Genomic DNA, 18,104 nt, shown 5'->3' with positions numbered 1-18,104 from the left:
GAAACAAAGACAAAGATTACTTACCCTGCACACGGAGGTTATTTACAACGTGATGCCTTTACGGTTATGAAAACGGTGATAATCAATGCTTGGCCCTTCTGGTACTACTTGGGTTGGATTGATCATCGTATGGCTAAAGTAGTAGTGCCTTTTAATGTGGTAAAAATCAACTGTATCTGCAATACCTTGATGTTGATATAAGTCACGCACATAGGCAGAAATATTGGGGTAATCTTCGATTTGCTTAATGTTGCACTTGAAGTGACCATGGTACACGCTATCGAAACGGATGAGAGTCGTAAATAATCGCCAGTCGGCTTCCGTTAATTGTCCTTTCACAAGATAACGTTGCGCAGCGAGTCTTGCTTCAAGCTTATCTAGCGCGTTAAATAACGCGCTTACCGCATTGTGATAAGCATCTTGGGTTGTCGCAAATCCGGCCTTATATACGCCATTGTTGATATTGTGATAAACAAATTCGTTTATTTCATCGATTTCATGCTGTAACGCCTCTGGGTAATAATCGGTGTCGTTTCCCGTTATCTGGTTAAACGCACGATTAAACATACGAATGATTTCACTCGATTCGTTGCTCACGATCTGCTCCGTTTGTTTATCCCAAAGGACTGGCACCGTGACTCGACCCGAATAATTTGGGTCGTTTTTCGTATACAGCTGATGCATAAAACTGAGCTGATACAGGCTATCACCGACTTCTGGCCGCTGACTGGTAAAGCACCAACCTTGATCTAACATATCTGGGTCTACAATCGAGACATCAATATGCGCCTCTAATTGTTTAAGCTGTCTGAAAATAAGCGTTCTATGAGCCCAAGGACACGCAAGGGAAACATACAAATGGTAACGTCCGGACTCGGCTTTAAAGCCCGCTTTACCCGTTGGCCCCGTACTGCCGTCTGCTGTTACCCAATTTCTTAGTTTTGCAGACTCACGCTCAAACTTGCCTTGGCTACTTTTTGTGTCATACCACTTATCGTGCCATTGACCGTCAATTAATAATCCCATGTAAACCTCCTATACAATATCGCCGAAGCGTCCTTGTTGATAATCTTTTACCGCTTGATGAAGCTCCTCTTGGGTATTCATCACAAATGGTCCCATATGCGCTATTTTTTCATTAATCGGCTGCCCTGCGAGGATCAAAAAGCCAACATCATCCGTAGCTAAGAGATCAAGGTTTTGGCTGGGGTCAAGCTCAAGCAGCGTTTGCTCCCCATAGTTTTCAAATCTGCCCGAATGAATGTAGATCATCACCTTGCCAAACTGAGCCAGTTCAAGGTGCAATTGACTTCCCGCAGTTAAGGTCACATCTGCAAGTGCTCCTTCCCCTGCAAGAGACTGTAATGACGATGTAAGCACTTCGCCCGCCACTTGCCATGTGCCCGCCAGTGCTTTGAAATGACCAGCTTTTGCTATCGCTTTTTGTGGTGCAGGGTGCTCAGTTGTATCTTGATATCTAGGCGCTCGCATTTTGTCTTTTGCTGGCATATTTAGCCAAATTTGAAAGCCATGCATGCCTTGTGCGTCACTTAGCGGCATTTCTGAATGCACCACACCACGCCCGGTGCTCATCCACTGCACATCACCGCTGCGAATGGCTTTGACATTACCCATTTGATCTCTATGCTCAAAGCCGCCTTTGCGAATATAAGTAAAGGTTTCAATGCCTCGGTGTGGGTGCGGTGGGAAGCCAGCCATAAAGTCACTGCGATTATCTGATTTCAATTCATCAATCATGAGATAAGGATCTAAACTCTTGCCGTCAAATCCAGCGATGCGGTTAATATTTACACCAGCACCATCTTGTGTCGCCTGTGCTTTGTTAGTTCGGATAATTTTCATAATAACTCTCGGGTTAATCTGAACTTGAGAGAATAAGTTCAGCGCCATTATTTAATGGTTAGCCTACCAAACCTACGCGAGAATAAAATTAGTCAAATTTGGCTATTTCGTTCTATTACATCGAATGATTATTCCCATCTATTACAGCGCGCGGTCATACTGGTCAGAACAGTCTTTAACATTGCTCGCATCTAACAATTTTTAACAGTATTTACACAATTATCTGACAAGCTTGTGGAGCTACAATTTAACCCTTAATAGGAGCAAAGGATGAGGTCCCTAAGTTTATTGTTTGCGCTGGCACTACTTGCGGCGTGTAGTTCAACAAGTCCGGTAAGCGTAAATACGGTTGCAGGTCCCCCAACGAATCTTACGGTTGAGATCACTGATGTGACCAATACCGATGGTCAAATGCTAGTACTGCTATTTGACAACAGCGCTGACTACCACAGCGATAAAAATGTGAATGATCCAGACGCTCACTTTTTTCGCAAGCTGATTGTCACACCGCAAACTCCTACCACGACGGTCACTTTTGAAGGCGTGCCTGCAGGCCAGTATGCGATCCACGTGATCCATGACGAAGATGGTGATGGCGGCATGGATCGGATGATCTTCCCATTTACCGGCATGCCAAGTGAGCCTTATGCGCTGTCGAATAACATTCACGATAGCTTTTCAAAAGGAGATTTTGAAGAGGCTTTGTTTACTGTAAAGGCCCCTGACACTAAGATCCAACTTGCCCTCTCTACGCATTTATCAAAAATGACAGGGCTGTAATGCTGAATACTCACAGGTGTTGCAATGCCTGTGAGTTCTCTTTTTAAGTTCTGACATTTGTCATTTTATTTTCTGACAACCCTCACTCACGCTTCATCTTACAGCAGCGCATACTGCAAATCGTACAGTTCAGTAGGAGCGAAGACGGTGAGCAATGCCATTGAGTTATCAAATATCAGTTTTGCATACAACAATACTAAGCCAATATTAGCAGACCTAAACCTTACGCTTGAACAGGGTAAGGTATATTCCATTCTTGGTCCAAATGGCGCGGGAAAAACCACCCTGATCAATATAATGCTTGGCAGACTAAGACCCACTTCAGGACGAGTTTCCGTTCTTGGCCATCAGCCTGAGTCTGATTTTTGCCGCCAGCGCGTGGGTGCCATGATGCAGTTAGGCGGACTACCTCTGCAAACCAAGGTGGATGAGTTTCTGGCGTTATTTGCAAGTTACCATCAAACCCCAATTCCATTGGAGCGGTTAATTTCCCTCTGCCAATTAGCACCATTTTTAGAACAAACTTTCGACACGTTATCTGGAGGCCAAAAGCAACGACTGTTTATGGCAATTGCACTAGCAGGCAATCCCGACATTGTTTTTTTGGATGAACCTAGTGTTGGTATGGATGTAGAGTCAAGACAGCAACTGTGGCAGGCCGTACGGACGTTAAAACAACAAAATAAAACGGTACTCCTTACCACACACTATCTTCACGAGGCAGAAGCATTAGCGGATGAATTGTTAGTTTTAAAAGAAGGAAAATGTACCAAGCTTAACGACATACCTGAGCTTGCTAACACCTATCGTCGCTCACAAATCAAGTTCACCAGCGACCTGTCTGCAGCGGCACTGGTTAACGCACTTCCCATGATAGATCTGAATGTTAAAGGCGATCAGTTCACTATCTTGACGGACGAGCCAAACCATATTTTGCAGCAGTTATTAGAGAAATTTTCTATCCGCAATTTATATGTAGCCCCAATGAGCCTCGAAGAAGCTTATTTATCCCTAATGAATGCTAGGAGCGCTTAACCATGATAAACACAGCATCCTTTATACTAGAGAGCAAAACTGAGCTTTTGAGCACATTTAGAAGTAAGGGTTTTGTGATCCCAGCCACCCTATTTCCTTGCTTGTTTTATCTTTTCTTCGGCGTGGTGTTCAGTCATCATGACTCCCATAACTATATGTATATCAATTATTTGATTTTTGGCATGATAGGACCTGCGCTATTTTCCTTTGGCGTTAACGTCGCCCTTGAAAAGCAAAATGGTTGGCTGATACTCAAGCAGCTCTCTCCCGTTTCTCCCTATCAGTATCTGCTCGCAAAATGTGTAAGTGCGACGGCTTTTTCATTGCTCGTAGCCTGCTTAATGAGCTTGCTGGCATTATTTTCTGGCGTGTCTTTAAGTTTAGCTCAATGGTTACTCGTGATTGCCATTGCCCTGCTCGGCACCTTGCCTTTGTGTATGTTAGGGCTGTTAGTTGGGCTGTCAGTGTCAGCAAAAGCGGCACCTGCAGTGGTTAATTTAGTTTACCTACCACTCTCATTGCTTTCTGGCCTGTGGCTACCTATCACGCTATTTCCTGAAGCAATGCAATGGTTTGCTTGGCTGTTGCCAACTTTCCATATTTCCCAGTTGGCGCTTTCGACCATTGATGCCACCTTGGGTTTTCCAGTTTACCTCCATGCGGCCGTCCTAATTACACAAACGCTAGCATTATTTTTTGTCGCACAAATTAAATTTAAAAAGGCTTAACAGGACTACCAAAAGCGCACGGTCCCAACCCTGTGCGCTTTTATTTTGTAATTACTTAACCTGAGGTTTGGATAAGGAATGTTCCAACTCATTGTTGCTAAAGCACAACTTAGTTTTTTCCTTGTCTAGCCAGAGAGTTTTAGGGAAAACAAGGCGAATTTACGCACCAATAGCTGGCTATTGGAAGTGAATTCAACGCAGTTAGCGCTAAAACTGGCTGCTAGAAAGGCATTAATTATCCGCAGCTCAGGTTACTTACTCTCTACGAGCTTACTGTCGATACTGAATTTACCAGCACCTGACACGGCAAGTGCGAGAAAGCCACCAGCCATTGCAATATTTTTAAAAAACATTAAGAACTGCATTTGGTCGGCCAGATCAAAGTGAAACAGCAACGCACTGACAATACTAAATCCTGCAAATGCAATTGCTGTCAGCTGAGTAAATGCTCCCGCAAGAATGAAAAGCCCTCCTATCAATTCAAAGGCTATAACCAATGGCAGCAGCTCGCTTGGTAATCCACTTGAAGCCATGTATGCAGCATTACCTTCGAAGTATTGGATTTTATTAATCGCAGCCAGTATAAAAATGGCTGATAGCCCTACTCGGCCAAATAAAGATAATACTGATGCCATTGTACTGTTCGGTTTAATGATGTTAATTAGGTTCATGATACTTTCCTCGATAAATATAGACGGTATTGGATTGGCTCTAGGTGATGAGCCGTTGGAAGAAAGTATACGTTCGCTTTAGAATAATTAAATTAGTAAAAATATCACACATCATTCTGTTAAAAAGAATTAAAGCTATCCAAACAGATTCGCTTCCAATAGGTAGTCAATAACCGCCCGTGTCCTAGGTGGAATTTGTTTACGCGATGGATAAATGAGAGAAAACACCAGTTGCTCGCTACTTAACTCTGGACAGAGCATTTGTAACTCCCCACGCTCAACTTCTTGCTTCACAGTAGAAGGCAATAACTGCGCAACTCCTAATCCTGCCACTGTCATTTGTTGTAACAGCATGGGGGAATTGCACCAATGTACTTGAGTTGGTGTAAAGTTTACGGCTTCACCGCCACGATAAAACTGTGTCATCCCCGTTGATTTAGCCTGCTCTAACAGTAACCAAGGTAACTGATTTAGCTGTGTGTCTTTGCTTGGTAAACCATGCAATGCTATCAGTTTAGGACTTGCATAGAGCTTAAAACATTCTTGATGTAATTGCCTTGCAACCAATGCGCTATCTTTAGGAAAGCCAACCCTGATGGCGAGATCTATTTGGTCGTTAATTATATCGCGCTTGTCATCATCAACGATGATATTTAATTGGATTTTCGGATATCGCGCCGTGAGTTCAGGAAGTTTTGGTAACAGAAACTTATGTGCGGTGTCGTGTGTCATGGTTATTGAGACCATACCATGAGGCTCTTTGTTATCGAGCAATACCTCAACATCATCCAAAATAGCGTGCAATGAATGCGCTTGAGCCAAAATGTCACGCCCCTCTCGCGTTAGCGTGAGTTGCCTCGTGCTACGCTGCAGTAGTCGAACGCCTAGCATGGTCTCTAACTGGGACACTTGTTCACTCACTCTAGAACGGCTAGTAGCCAGCTTTCGCGCAGCTTGAGCAAAGCTTCCCACATCCACAACCGTTGCAAATATCGCTAAGAGTTTTAGTGCATTTAAGTCTATTGTACTCAATTTCAGAACTCACCATATCGAATTAACTCACTTATGATAACAAAAATTACCACGCATAATAGCGACATCCAATACATTCTCATTTTAAAAAGAGGTATACATCATGATCGCAATCACAGGCGCAACAGGCAAATTAGGTCAATTAGTTATCGAGTTTTTGACACAAAAGATCCCAGCCAAGCACATCGTGGCTCTTGTCAGAGATCTCGATAAAGGAAAGGCACTCACCAATTTAGGGATCACCGTAAGGTAAGCTGATTATGACAAACCGCATACACTTGATGCAGCACTTGCAGGTGTTGAAAAGCTGCTGCTGATCTCAGGCAATCAGATCGGAAGCCGCACACCTCAACACAAAGCAGTTATTGACGCCGCAGTGAAAAACCAAGTGCGCTTAATCGCCTATACCAGTATTTTGAATGTGGACAATTCACCACTAAAGCTGGCTAAAGAGCACAAAGAAACAGAAGCGTATTTGAGAGCAAGCGGCGTGGCTTATAGCATGCTGAGAAATGGATGGTATAACGAGAACTACACTGATTTAGTACCTGTATTTACAGCAAATCATGCCATTACCTCAATCGCGCCGAAAGCTCAGATCAATAGCGCTGCTCGTGCAGACTACGCACTGGCTGCTGCAACCGTATTAAGTAGTTCTGGCCATGATAATTCAGTCTATGAGCTGGCTGGCGATAACGCATTTACAATTGAAGGTTTGGCACAAGCGGTGTCAAAGCATACTCAAGTTGAAGTAAAAGCAAAGTTTGTATCTGAAGAAGAATACTTGGCCTACTTGGTTGCTCTTGGCGTGCCAGCAGCGTTTGCTGCGTTATTGGTTGACGCCGAGGCACAAGCACAGCAAGGATATTTGGCAACCCAGAGTAATGCGCTCAGCCAGTTGATTGGTCGCCCGACCACAACGGTGGCCCAGTCGCTCGCAAAGAGTTAAGCATATTTTACCGCTGATATAGTGCACAGGCTTTGCTTGTGCACTTATTTTTTACTCAACCTTACCTTCTAAGGTTGATATCAATAAGTCTCGGCTCACTAGAAAACCACAAATACTCACCACGACTAAAAAGATACCGTACATAGAGCCGATATAGACCCAGTCGCTTTGGCCAAACCAAAGGCTTGCACGAGTACCATCATTCACTAACAAGATGTTAACAAGAGACAGTGTGATCACGCTGCGAAAATAAATCGGTTTATCCATATGGCTCGCAAATGCTGCGATAATGAGGGAAAACAGGCATAAGTAGAAGCCTATAACGGAAAACGCACCAGGTTGCATACTAGGATAAAATGCGACGAGAGAAAGGAGTACAGCAGCCCAACCGGTAGTTTTGTATATCATTATCAAGTCCTTTGAAAATGTTAAAAAGTGTTTGTTATGTAAACAGGCTGGAGTATGAGGTAATACTCGTAATTACGCAACTAAATGGTGATAAATATTAGCTGATATGACCTTTATTCCTTAGTTTTAAACCTATCAGATTGCCTTTGATTTTAAACCTAACCCTAAAGCATTAAGTGAAAATTTAATTAACGCATTATCAAGATGATAGCGCAGCTGAAACTCTTGTCTTTAACTGCGGTACACTGTCTTTTTCAAACCTGTCGTGCTTTTTTAACCAGATCTGATTACGGGGGCTAGGATGAGGTAATGGCAAATGACTTTGACTGGAAAAGTCAGCATTTTTTACCATCTCAGTTACTGATGAATATTGCGTTAAGTAGCATTTTTGCGCATATTGCCCAATAAGTAGTGTCAGCGATACGTGGCTGAGTGTAGCTAGCACCTGAGAATGCCACGTGGGCGCGCAGATTTTAGGTGGTGGTAAATCTCCAGATTTCCCTTTACCAGGGTAACAAAATGCCATTGGCATAATGGCAAAGAGTTCAGGATTATAAAACTGTATTCGACTTACACCCAGCCAGTCGCGCAATCTATCTCCACTTGGGTCATTAAACGGCTGACAGGTTTGATGTGCTTTTAACCCCGGCGCTTGGCCTATAATTAAGACTTTAGCGTTATAACTGCCTTGGATGATAGGTTTTGCGCCCATGGGAAGCGCTTTATCACACAGCTTGCACTGCCTAACACGTTCAAAAATATCCATCTTTCCTTACTTATTTTACCCAATGACACCAAGGGTCATTATGGCATAGCCACATTCAAAACCCCATTGAACCAAAAGCACTTAGTCGTTAAAACGCCTCCACTCAACTTAAAACAAGTACGAATCACTATCATTTAGATGCAAGTTATTGGATAATATTCTATTACGTTTTCTGTCTTTTTAAGAGGTGCTATGCCTAGTCGGGATAACACAAACAATAAGGCTATTTTGTACAGAGCTGAAGTGCTAGCACGCTTTTTCATCGCTATTTTCGGCGGCTATTACGTGACCGTTTTGGCTTCATCTTTGTTAGCTTTAACTTTACCTACTCCGCGCCTAGATGCGCTTTTATATGCATTAACAACCGGCATCGTCTTTTACGCCATCGTTTTTATTTGGGTGTTTGGATGCCGCTCTTTTAGAAAAGTATTTCTTGGCATGATCGGACTACTTTGTATTCTCTACGGCGCACTGACGCATTTTGGAGGCTCCCTGTGAGAGAGTCATTTTTCCGCAGTATGACTTGGCTACACACTTGGGTTGGTTTACTCGTTTGTTGGTTGCTGTTTTTAATCTTTTTTGCCGGTACAGCGAGTTTTTTCAGACATGAGATCAGTCTGTGGGCACAACCTGCGACACATCATCTACCTCATTACGATAGCGCTCAACAAAATGAAACCGTTAAAAAGAGTATCGAACGGTTTCAAGATATAGCACCAAACGCAGAGTCTTGGCGTATTGAAATGCCAACGGAGCGTCGCCCAAGCCTGCTATTGATGTACTCCGAAAAGCCAGCCGAAGGGGAAAGACGTGGAAAACGTCACTCTGAGTATCTTGACCCAGTAACGCTGGAGGCACTTCCTGAGTTTAGAGAGACTAAAGGTGGTAACTTTTTCTACCGCCTACATTTTGACTTGCACTACATGAACGCAATCACCGCGCGCTGGATTGTCTGTTTTGCGACTCTGTTTATGCTGATTGCGCTTATTTCTGGCGTGGTGATCCATAAACGCATTTTCAAAGATCTATTCCAATTTAGAAACGGGAAAGGACTGAGAAGTTGGCTAGATGCCCACAATCTCTCTTCCGTGGTGGCATTACCGTTTCATATTATGATCACTTATACCGGCTTAGTGACGCTTATTTTTATGTTGCTGCCACAACCTGCTGAGCAGCGCTTTGAAGATACAAAAACGCTCCGAGCCGAACGCTACCCCTTTCTTGCTGCGATCCCTGAAACAGGACAACCATTGAAGGAGCTCGCATTAAATACAGCGTTAGATCATTATTTTACTAACTCTGGTGACGCACCGCTTCGCCGCATTGTGATCTCATCACCAGGGGATACAAGTGCAACAATTAAGCTTTATGCCAATGCTCAACGTGCTGTTCAGGATGATCCACCAAGCTGGATGTATAGCGCGGGATCAGGTGAGTTGTTAAAAACACACAATGTGACACTGTCTGGCGCTGAAAATCTCTACGGCGGAATGATAGCACTGCACACGGGCCGTTTAGCAGAGCCGCTTTTGCGTTGGTTATACTTTGTTGCTGGATTAGCGGGATGTGCCATGATTGCTACTGGTGAGGTTATGTGGGCAAAAAGACTGCGCCAAAAGCTCAAAGGTGATGACAAGCCGGGTGTAGGCCTTAGGCTTGTGGAGTCGCTCAATTTAGGCACCATTATGGGTCTGCCAGCCGCAACGGCGATGTTCTTTTATGCAAACCGATTGCTTCCAATGGAATTAGCGGGACGTGCAGACAAAGAAGTTCTGGTGTTCTTTGTTACGTGGGGAGTATTCACTCTGGCTGCTCTATTTAAGTCGGATAGGCTAGCGTGGCTGCTCTCTGCGAAAGTAAATGCTATCGTGTGGGGCTTACTGCCTGTCGTAAACATGCTAACCATTGATGGCAGCATTGTGAGCTATTTCATTAATGGTCAGTGGGTATTATTTGGTTTTGATGTGATGCCTATTGGTATCGCGTTCGGTTTCTTGGTTCAAGCCAAAAAGCTCGGCAGTACCAAAGCAGCGCCAGCGACACCACGTCGCCAAGCAAAGCATGAGGTAAACGCCTAATGGAATGGCTAACGTTTTTACTTTGCCTGCTAGCGTTTATGGGTTTTGCAGTAGCAAAACCCAATCACTATAAAGAAGTATTTGGTACACGTCCAAAAGGTAACGTAACAAGTCAATTAACCATTGCCGGCTGGCTCTGCCTCGGCGGCAGCTTGGCACTTGCTCTTAAAACTCAGGGGGCCTACGGTAGCTTAGAGTTTATTGGTTATATGACCTTGGCAGTATTACTACTTATCGCTATCTTTGCGACCAAACCTAGTTACTTCAGATCACTATTTTACCTAGTCATTATCGCTATGCTGCTCAGTACGCTGTATTGGATCATATTTTAACTAAGGCGCCACTAACGGCGCCTTTTTTAGATCACAATTTTACTAACATTCCTTTGTTAACTCTTTGAAACCACATCATTTAGCATAAAATATCAGCAATAGTGGCGATATACACCGCAAATTTACTAACTCAAACTAAGGTAGGTTAGTAAAATCGTGATCTAATGAGCCCAATTAGCTTAATCAGTTGGTAAAAATATGATCTGATAGTCTTGTTTTCGGGCTAGCTTAGTAAAATCCTGATCTAAGCGCTAAAGGAATACTATTGGTTAGTTAAATTCTGATCCAAAAAGCGAGAAGAGTAACTCAGCTCTGCTCCGAGCTTAAGTTTTATCTTACCTTCAAGGTCTATAGCGCTCTATGCTGCGCTAAAAAGTCACGAGTCAGTTCGTTGGCTTGAGTAATTTCTTCTGATGACATTTTTCCCTCGAGATCTCTGATTGTCCACTCAACTCTGCCAAATACGTCACTGTTACTCACCACTTCTACAAAAAAGTAAGCAAAAGCGAGAGACTTAACATAATCCTGCCCACCAGTCTGTGGATCTAAGTGTTGAAAGCCAGAGATAAGCTTTAGCATCGAATTCTCACCACCTTGAAGTGCGACCTTGTGCGCTAAGCGATACTTAGTCGTGATAAATGCTTGTCGACGCGAAACTTGTTCATCTCTTGGGACATCTTTTAACTTCAGCTCATCAACCAGCTCAACGTCGCCTAGTAGCCAAAGCAAAGACACCGCTTTATCTGAGCCCTTTCCAGCAGCTTCTATCAACATGTCAACATAAGGGCCATCGCGATCTACGATGCCTAAGCACATTTTAAATTTTCTATGCATACTATCTATGATTTCATAGTACTCATCATTAGCATGCGCTCGTTCAGCCCAAGTGTCGAGTTCACTCTGCGTTTTAGGCACTCTTCTGCATATTCTTATTTTGTTTGCTTGCTCGTAGAGCTCATCAGAACTCTCGTGAGCATGAAGCAAAAGCGGTTGTTGAGCATTTGACTTATCAACAAGGCGCTCTTCTTGAGGTAATACCTTGATTAAGTTTGAATTTTCACCCACGAACGGAGTAAGCTGAATGCTGTTATCTTGTGTAAATAACCATGTTATAACGACTAACCCCGTAACAATAATAAAAACCAGCAACTTCTTCACGTATTTCAAACCCACTCCTGTCTTAAAACAAGTGTAACTTTAAAGCAGTAATAAAAACAATGAATTGCCCTCAGAAACTTGCTTTTGGAGTTTCAGAAATAATGAAAAGACATGCACTTATCCGCTACCAAAAGATTAGCGTGCAATTTCAATTTGAAACTACCTCTTATCAGTGCCAGTCCCCTATCTTTGCGCCTTTATCAACTCAGAGCAGGAAGTGTCCTACCCTGAATATACTTTACTCGGCTTTATTCCAATCCAGCTGCATATCCCACACATATCGGTGCTCTGGCTCTAGAGGCTGTTGAGAATCATCGACTTGTTCAAGCACATTACGCGCTTTTACTATGGTGGCGTCACGACCGAATAGGTAACTTTGCTCTTTAACAATGGTCAAGTAGGCTTTATTCAGTGCCAGCGCACGTGGTTTTGATGGTGTGATCAATTCATAAAGGTTTTTCGCAGACTGCACTTTTTTGCTGTTTACCGTACCATCTTCGTTAAACCAGCGCATAAGCATCTCTTGGTTTTGCCTAAACTCATCACCGCCGCCAACACGCATCATATAAGTCAAGAATTCGCCCTGCTCTTCGCCTTTATTAGGTACGTCTTGCATCTCTTTTAAATTGATATAACCCCAACCCAGTTTGCCTTCAACCTTACGCGCAAACGAGAAGGTTTGGTCATAGGTTGAGCCAATGGTTTTGTGACAGCCATTACAAAATGCAAGTTCTTGCTCATGTTGCGGACGAAGAGCACCATTTTTGTCTTCAATATAACCGTTAATCGTCCAACCGAAGTTGTTATTGATCCCTTGGTCGCCCAAATAAAGCGTTTGTGGGTAATTTTCGAATGACTTTTCTTTCGCTTCTCTGTAGTAGGCAGCACCGAGTGATTGTTTGGATTTAAAGTTGTGCTTCTTCATGTAGCGCACTTCTTTCATTCTTGGCGCATTAAATACTTGGCCGTTATCATCTACCCCAATATACCGAACGGTGTGTAAAAACTCAGTGTCTTGTGGGTATAACTGATGAGCAAGCTCGATAGTATTGGCATCACCAAGGTAACGTTCACTGCGCAGCATGCTGGTGATTTGTGTGAGTTTGCCATCACCATTCAAATCTACGCCAACTCGCGATTCAGAAATCACTGGCGTTGATATTTCGTCAAGCCCCTTTACAGCCATTTCAACCAGACTTAAGTTGGCAAGGTAAACGTCCTGATTATACGTTTCGCCCTTTTCTCTGAAGGCGTCAGCAAGGCGGATCATGACATCCCCTGTAGAGCCATTGGTTGGCCAGAAAGTACTAGGGAAAGGTTTATAATTGAATGCCACCCAGCCACTGCCGTCTTTTGCTATACCAAGCTCATCGAAGGCTTTTTCCGGATATGCCAAGTTGTTAAGCGGGGTAATCTCACCTTTCCAGTCAGGGTTATTTTTTAGTTTTTCGATAAAGGGGCTGTAATTATCTTGGTTGACCCAGTTAGTAATATCTTGATCTGAGATACCTTTGATAAGCTCAGAACGATCTTTAAACAGATTTTTCCAATGGTTTTTAAATCCAAGATCGGAAAACTCATAGGCGCCTTGTAAATTGGCATCGCGCATCATGTTTGGTCGGTTTTTTTCATCATATGATTGATGGCAGGCATAGCAAGGGTTATTCACGCCATCCGTTTTGGTGTAACACTGAGGTGGGATCACTGATTCAGGGTTATAGACTTCATTGTGCTGCATAAATGCGGCCGCAGGAATATCATCACCCTGTTTATAAGGTGCTGTAGTTTGCGCCGACATAAGTGCGGTATTGGTTAGCCCTTGAGTCTGTTCATCATTACAACCAAACAAGGCTACGCTCGTCAATGCCACTAGAGTTAGGCTAACGTATTTCATTTTTATGACTCCAAAATTTTGCTAAAAAAAAGCAGCGCACCATTCGTTGCACTGCTACTTGCTTAATTATTTTGCTTTAGGGTCATAAAGCCAAAGCGTATTGTTTTCTTGGAAGCCATCTTCACCAATGATGATGCGACCATCTTCCATTACGATTACGTTATCAGGCTGCGAAAGCTGATTAACGTCACAACGCTCAGCGCCAGTTAATGACGAGCGGTAAGTTGCACCCATGACAACCGGTTCAATGCGAGTTAAGTTATAGTTGTTATCGATATGAGCACGGTATACACCGCCACAATCTTTAACACGCGCAGAAAGCTGCATGTCACCTTCGCCATCAATCATGGTGTTGTCGATATCCGAGATACCGATATACATATAGGCTTTATCTACCACCTCACCGGCAACAACATCTTGACCAGTTACCGCCTCAAGTACGCGGTTATGGTTGATGCTTAAGCCTTCAAGTTTACGCCATTCAGCCGTAGCGCCTTTTTGGCGTGCAGCCTGACGAGACTCAAGGAAGATAGCACGGTTGTCCATCGCTTTACCTGCCGTTACTTTACCGCCACCGTTTGCAACAGTTGGATAAGTTGCAGCGCCTTCTGCCCACGCTTTTACATCAGCAACAGACAGATAGCTTGTTTGACCTTCAACATAGTCAGTCTCATTGATGCCGTCGTATTCGGCCACCCAAGTTTCAATCTGTGCATTACTGCCGCTACCAAGCTCAACCCAGCTAATGTCAAAGCCAGTTACAGCCGGATCGGTAAGGCCTGCATCTTGAGTTAGCTTTGCTGCGTATAGGGTACCTGCACTTAAGTCTTCTGGTTGATCTGCAACAAATTTAAATAGTACGCCACCGGTATCATCTTGTGATGAATAAACAGTACGACGGTCAGGCATTACAACTGAGTTTTCATGCTCATAACGACCGATTGTAAAGTGTTTTACAACATCAGGTGTTTCGGTTGTAGGATTTTTGATTTCTGCAATGTAACCGTAGCGATAAGGGTTAGGGAAATCAGGTGCCATTAACGCTTCCATTGTGTCATTACCTGTTTCAGCAGGGTTATTCCACTGTGGATCTTGTGTTGAATCAACTTCAGACCAGACAATCCATTCTTCCGAAGTCAGCGGTGTGCCCCAAGGTGATACTGAACCAAAGCAGTTGGCTGCTGTGCCTTTAACACCGTCGAAGTCTACCATCATGGCTTCTTCGATTGACCATTTACCCGTTGTTGCTTTACTCATTTTCAAACGACTGACACCACCTGGGTACGCTTCCCAGTTTGTAAATAGGTAACCTGTGTTTGCATCGACTGGAATATAACCATTGAAGTCAGGGTTATCATTTTTAATGATTTCTTCACCAGTTGAGATGCTGTAATGTACACCCAAACCACCCGCTAACCCCTTAGTGCCAAGGTTTGCGAATGTATCACCTGTTTGGCCTAGGATTTGATATTGACCAATTGCAGAAATCACGGTTTGTTGTTCCATGGTCGAAGCAGGAACTGGTGCGCTTGGGATATTTGCAGGTAAATTATTAAAGTTCACACCGGTTAGTACACCGACAGTACCCGTATTGAATGGCTTGCTATTGAACTTATCAGTAGCTGTGTTGGTATCATTTGGGTGCTGAACATTGAAGAACAAGTCACCCCCTTCAGAGAGAAATAGACCAGTTACTTCAGCACCAGCAGGGACGGTTGCGATGCGAACAAGGCCTGGTACGCTGTAACTACCATCGCGACCATTTTGGCCGTCTTGTCCATTTTGACCGTCCTGTCCGTCAGTACCATTTTGTCCATTTGTGCCGTTTGTACCATTTGAGCCATTAGTACCGTTTGCACCATCTTGGCCAGCAGTGCCCTGCTCACCTTGAGGACCCGCAGGACCTTGTGCTCCGTCGTCACCATCACAGGCTGTAAGTGCCATTGCAACTGCCGCTGCAATAAGAGAATATGCTACACGCTTCATGAGTTACTCCAGTTCCTAAGTATTATTTTTTGTAAAGCGTGCAACAGTGTGAAGTGTTCCTGTTACAGTTGACTGAATGATTTATTAACCATTTCCTACAGGAATAAGACACTTAGACTCAACTCACATACAGCCTCCCTTCTGTTAGTAAGTTAAAATACCCATAAAAGGAACTTTAGTGTAAAGGGGGTTTACACTATTCTTTTTGAACGGGTTCGTGTCTCATATAGATAAGTTCATTGGTGTTAAAACCATATTGTTCTGACATGGTTTTAAACTTATTCATTACGGTATCGGGCACTTTAGGTGCTATAGAAAGCAACCAAAGGTAATCACGGTTGTAGCTGGTAACAAATGCATACTGATAATCTTCATCTAACTCGAATACCACATAACTGCCATAAAACGGACCAAAAAATGACACTTTCAAATGCGCTATTTCATCATTTGCAACAAACTTAGCTTTGCCAACCGCTTCTTTCCACTCTCCTTCCTCTGTTACATATCCCCTATTTACGACTTTAATTGAACCATCAGGATTTTGGCTATACGTTGCCGTGACGTTCTGCATTCCCCTTTCAAATGAATGATCTAATCGCGCGATTTCATACCAAGTGCCCGTATAGCGCTCAACATTAAAGTCTTTAACTGGTTTAATGCCCTCAGGCAGTCCTGTGCATGCTGAAATTACAAGCACTAAAATCACCGTGAAAAATAACTGTGGTACTTTCATATAAGTTCTCCATATTCCATCTTGATGTCATACGTAGTAACCAAGCACTAAGATTAACGATAGGTTCGATTTTTACCTAGTAAAAGCAAAATTTAATTCAAACCCTTACCATGCCAATTTCACCTTATTTATTTTAAACTTACGTGTAAATGAATAGATCGCAGCAAAGTATGATGAATACAGCACAGAGCAAAAAAATACTAACTCATGGTTTGGGTGTAGCAACGGGTAAAGTTGCGTTTTATATTGAACATCCACCACGCATAGAACCTTATAATAATTTAATACAAGTCAGTGCGTTAGCGAGTGGGGAGATCGAACATATTAATGCGCATTGTGGCAATGGTTGGCGGAAAATCTTCAATGTTTTTGCCAAGTTTTTATTTGCTGCAAGACTGCCAGATCACGATATTACTAACTACTCAACTTGGCAGTCATATCGTGATAGCGCATTACTTCAAGCTTCAAGTCAAGAAGCCCTGCTCTTCTCAACGCCTGATTTTTCAGCAAAAACATACGATTGGCATATTATTGCAGGACGCACCTACGCGAAATCATTACTCAGAGATCAGGTTTTTACTAACAATCTAACTTGGCTGGATGATGAGTTCGCCGTTGACTATAACTTGCGTCTTATTATTTCGCCATTTTTGGATTATCGCCAACTTAGTAATATAAAAATCAATAAGTTAGTGGAAATAATAAGACAAGGTTAGATATTAGGCGGCAACTAAACTGTATGCCAAGTTGTGAAGAGATCAAATTTTTACTAAGTAAAATACTGATCTACTTCCTGTATCTTCATCATTGAGATCAGAGTTTTACTAACTTTTTAGAAGTAAATGACATGAGGTTTAGATGAAGCGCGGTGACGTCAGTAGCGGAGCAGCAATTGGTTTGGATAGATCATTATTTTACTAACTTAATACAAGCTACTTTGAAAGAGTAAGAAAGGAAAAGCCACACCCGAATATGGTCTGGCTTATTTATCCGAAGCTCAGGTTATTTAGATAAAAACTACTGTTTATCTACCACAAAGCCAGCAAACCCAAGGGCTTTGAAGAAAGGTTTAGCAATGCCAAAACCTGCGGTGTCTAGCAGTTCAGCAAGGCGCATTTTATCCACGGGGTAAAACTCATGCTCTAAATTTACCCTCATACGTTGCTCGCCAACATCAGTCAGCCCAAGTTGTTTGCACACGATTAACTGCGCTTCACGTTCAAAGCTTGTCGCAGGTTTTTCTAAGTCGGCAATAAAAAGATGCCCATCCGACTTTAGCTGCTCACTCATTTGTTTAAACAAGCTTGCTTTATCGCCGTTATCTTTTACAAAGTGCATCACCAACAAGCATAGTACTGCATCCGCTTGGTAGGCCTGTGGTGAAATCGCACCATGATGGATCTGCACGCGCTCTTGTAGGCCTAACTTAGTAAAATGCTGATCTGCAATTGCCAACATATCAGCAGATACATCTTGCGCTATAAACCGCCAACTCGGGTTTAGCTGAGCAAGCTCTACAATTTCTTTGCCTGTCCCTGCACCCACAACCAAAATGGTTGCGCTATCTGGGTAAAGTGCTAACAGTTGCGCCCCGGTAAGTTGGTGAATTAACGCATAACCTGGCACCAGTTTTGTGATCCTAGAGTCGTAGTTTTGGGCTTCTTCGCCCGTAAAAGTCGGCATCCAAATTT

18 protein-coding genes and 1 pseudogene are annotated in these 18,104 nt (G+C 43.2%); 8 read left to right on the top strand and 11 right to left on the bottom strand.

Annotated features, from left to right (window positions below; genetic code table 11):
- Positions 1 to 42: 42 nt before the first annotated feature.
- Both EXT47_RS21130 and EXT47_RS21125 read right to left on the bottom strand, forming a co-directional pair.
- Positions 43 to 1,026: a glutathione S-transferase family protein gene (locus EXT47_RS21130; RefSeq protein WP_039495449.1), complete on the bottom strand. Its 984-nt coding sequence runs from the start codon at positions 1,024 to 1,026 to the stop codon at positions 43 to 45.
- Between the two features lie 9 nt (positions 1,027 to 1,035).
- Positions 1,036 to 1,863, bottom strand: coding sequence for a pirin family protein (locus EXT47_RS21125; protein WP_039495503.1), 828 nt, complete (start codon positions 1,861 to 1,863; stop codon positions 1,036 to 1,038).
- Between the two features lie 270 nt (positions 1,864 to 2,133).
- On the opposite strand from EXT47_RS21125, the gene EXT47_RS21120 reads away from it, so the two are divergent.
- The 3 genes from EXT47_RS21120 (at position 2,134) to EXT47_RS21110 (ending at position 4,406) form a co-directional block, all read left to right on the top strand.
- Positions 2,134 to 2,643 (top strand): DUF2141 domain-containing protein, encoded by a 510-nt coding sequence (locus tag EXT47_RS21120; RefSeq protein WP_010376030.1) that lies wholly within the window; start codon positions 2,134 to 2,136, stop codon positions 2,641 to 2,643.
- Between the two features lie 147 nt (positions 2,644 to 2,790).
- Positions 2,791 to 3,678, top strand: a complete 888-nt coding sequence (locus EXT47_RS21115; RefSeq protein WP_130127498.1) for an ABC transporter ATP-binding protein — start codon at positions 2,791 to 2,793, stop codon at positions 3,676 to 3,678.
- A 2-nt stretch (positions 3,679 to 3,680) separates the two neighbouring features.
- Complete coding sequence (locus tag EXT47_RS21110; RefSeq protein WP_039495447.1) at positions 3,681 to 4,406, top strand: ABC transporter permease; 726 nt, start codon at positions 3,681 to 3,683, stop codon at positions 4,404 to 4,406.
- 251 nt (positions 4,407 to 4,657) lie between these two features.
- Here the strand turns inward: EXT47_RS21110 and EXT47_RS21105 are convergent, their stop codons facing one another.
- The gene (locus tag EXT47_RS21105; RefSeq protein WP_084204279.1) at positions 4,658 to 5,077 is read right to left on the bottom strand and encodes a DoxX family protein; all 420 of its coding nucleotides are present in this window, start codon (positions 5,075 to 5,077) and stop codon (positions 4,658 to 4,660) included.
- 135 nt (positions 5,078 to 5,212) lie between these two features.
- Positions 5,213 to 6,109, bottom strand: coding sequence for a LysR family transcriptional regulator (locus EXT47_RS21100; RefSeq protein ID WP_130127497.1), 897 nt, complete (start codon positions 6,107 to 6,109; stop codon positions 5,213 to 5,215).
- A 103-nt stretch (positions 6,110 to 6,212) separates the two neighbouring features.
- Here EXT47_RS21100 and EXT47_RS21095 point away from each other — a divergent pair.
- Positions 6,213 to 7,058, top strand: a pseudogene (locus tag EXT47_RS21095) (SDR family oxidoreductase).
- Positions 7,059 to 7,109: 51 nt separating this feature from the next.
- On the opposite strand, the gene EXT47_RS21090 reads toward EXT47_RS21095, so the two are convergent.
- A complete protein-coding gene (locus tag EXT47_RS21090) occupies positions 7,110 to 7,466 on the bottom strand; it encodes a hypothetical protein (RefSeq protein WP_010605604.1) in 357 nt (118 codons plus the stop codon).
- Between the two features lie 199 nt (positions 7,467 to 7,665).
- Positions 7,666 to 8,232: a uracil-DNA glycosylase family protein gene (locus EXT47_RS21085; RefSeq protein ID WP_130127496.1), complete on the bottom strand. Its 567-nt coding sequence runs from the start codon at positions 8,230 to 8,232 to the stop codon at positions 7,666 to 7,668.
- 243 nt (positions 8,233 to 8,475) lie between these two features.
- Between EXT47_RS21085 and EXT47_RS21080 the strand changes: the two genes are divergently transcribed.
- From EXT47_RS21080 to EXT47_RS21070, 3 genes are read left to right on the top strand one after another with little or no spacing between them, the layout of a single operon-like run.
- Complete coding sequence (locus EXT47_RS21080) at positions 8,476 to 8,730, top strand: hypothetical protein (protein WP_240701645.1); 255 nt, start codon at positions 8,476 to 8,478, stop codon at positions 8,728 to 8,730.
- A complete protein-coding gene (locus EXT47_RS21075) occupies positions 8,727 to 10,310 on the top strand; it encodes a PepSY domain-containing protein (protein ID WP_130127495.1) in 1,584 nt (527 codons plus the stop codon). The genes EXT47_RS21080 and EXT47_RS21075 overlap by 4 nt, the downstream gene beginning before the upstream one ends.
- Positions 10,310 to 10,642 carry a DUF3325 domain-containing protein gene (locus EXT47_RS21070; RefSeq protein ID WP_045990636.1) on the top strand — a complete coding sequence of 111 codons (333 nt, stop codon included), beginning with the start codon at positions 10,310 to 10,312 and terminating at the stop codon, positions 10,640 to 10,642. Before EXT47_RS21075 ends, EXT47_RS21070 begins: the two co-directional genes overlap by 1 nt.
- Positions 10,643 to 10,990: 348 nt before the next feature.
- On the opposite strand, the gene EXT47_RS21065 is transcribed toward EXT47_RS21070, so the two are convergent.
- From EXT47_RS21065 to EXT47_RS21050, 4 genes are all read right to left on the bottom strand, one after another.
- Positions 10,991 to 11,809 (bottom strand): hypothetical protein, encoded by an 819-nt coding sequence (locus EXT47_RS21065; RefSeq protein ID WP_130127494.1) that lies wholly within the window; start codon positions 11,807 to 11,809, stop codon positions 10,991 to 10,993.
- A gap of 229 nt (positions 11,810 to 12,038) precedes the next feature.
- A complete protein-coding gene (locus tag EXT47_RS21060; protein ID WP_130127493.1) occupies positions 12,039 to 13,694 on the bottom strand; it encodes a hypothetical protein in 1,656 nt (551 codons plus the stop codon).
- A 66-nt stretch (positions 13,695 to 13,760) separates the two neighbouring features.
- Positions 13,761 to 15,680: an alkaline phosphatase PhoX gene (locus EXT47_RS21055; RefSeq protein ID WP_039495438.1), complete on the bottom strand. Its 1,920-nt coding sequence runs from the start codon at positions 15,678 to 15,680 to the stop codon at positions 13,761 to 13,763.
- 196 nt (positions 15,681 to 15,876) lie between these two features.
- Positions 15,877 to 16,413: a lipocalin family protein gene (locus EXT47_RS21050; RefSeq protein WP_130127492.1), complete on the bottom strand. Its 537-nt coding sequence runs from the start codon at positions 16,411 to 16,413 to the stop codon at positions 15,877 to 15,879.
- 173 nt (positions 16,414 to 16,586) lie between these two features.
- On the opposite strand from EXT47_RS21050, the gene EXT47_RS21045 reads away from it, so the two are divergent.
- A complete protein-coding gene (locus EXT47_RS21045; protein ID WP_130127533.1) occupies positions 16,587 to 17,129 on the top strand; it encodes a hypothetical protein in 543 nt (180 codons plus the stop codon).
- A 301-nt stretch (positions 17,130 to 17,430) separates the two neighbouring features.
- Here EXT47_RS21045 and EXT47_RS21040 read toward each other — a convergent pair whose 3' ends face one another.
- Positions 17,431 to 18,096, bottom strand: coding sequence for a class I SAM-dependent methyltransferase (locus tag EXT47_RS21040; protein WP_039495434.1), 666 nt, complete (start codon positions 18,094 to 18,096; stop codon positions 17,431 to 17,433).
- Positions 18,097 to 18,104 lie beyond the last annotated feature (8 nt).

It is taken from the genome of Pseudoalteromonas sp. CO342X (genome assembly GCF_004208915.1).
GTDB classification, from domain to species: Bacteria; Pseudomonadota; Gammaproteobacteria; order Enterobacterales; family Alteromonadaceae; genus Pseudoalteromonas; species Pseudoalteromonas maricaloris.
The sequence above is the reverse complement of the archived record's forward strand: the minus strand, read 5'-3'. Positions and strand labels throughout refer to the sequence as shown.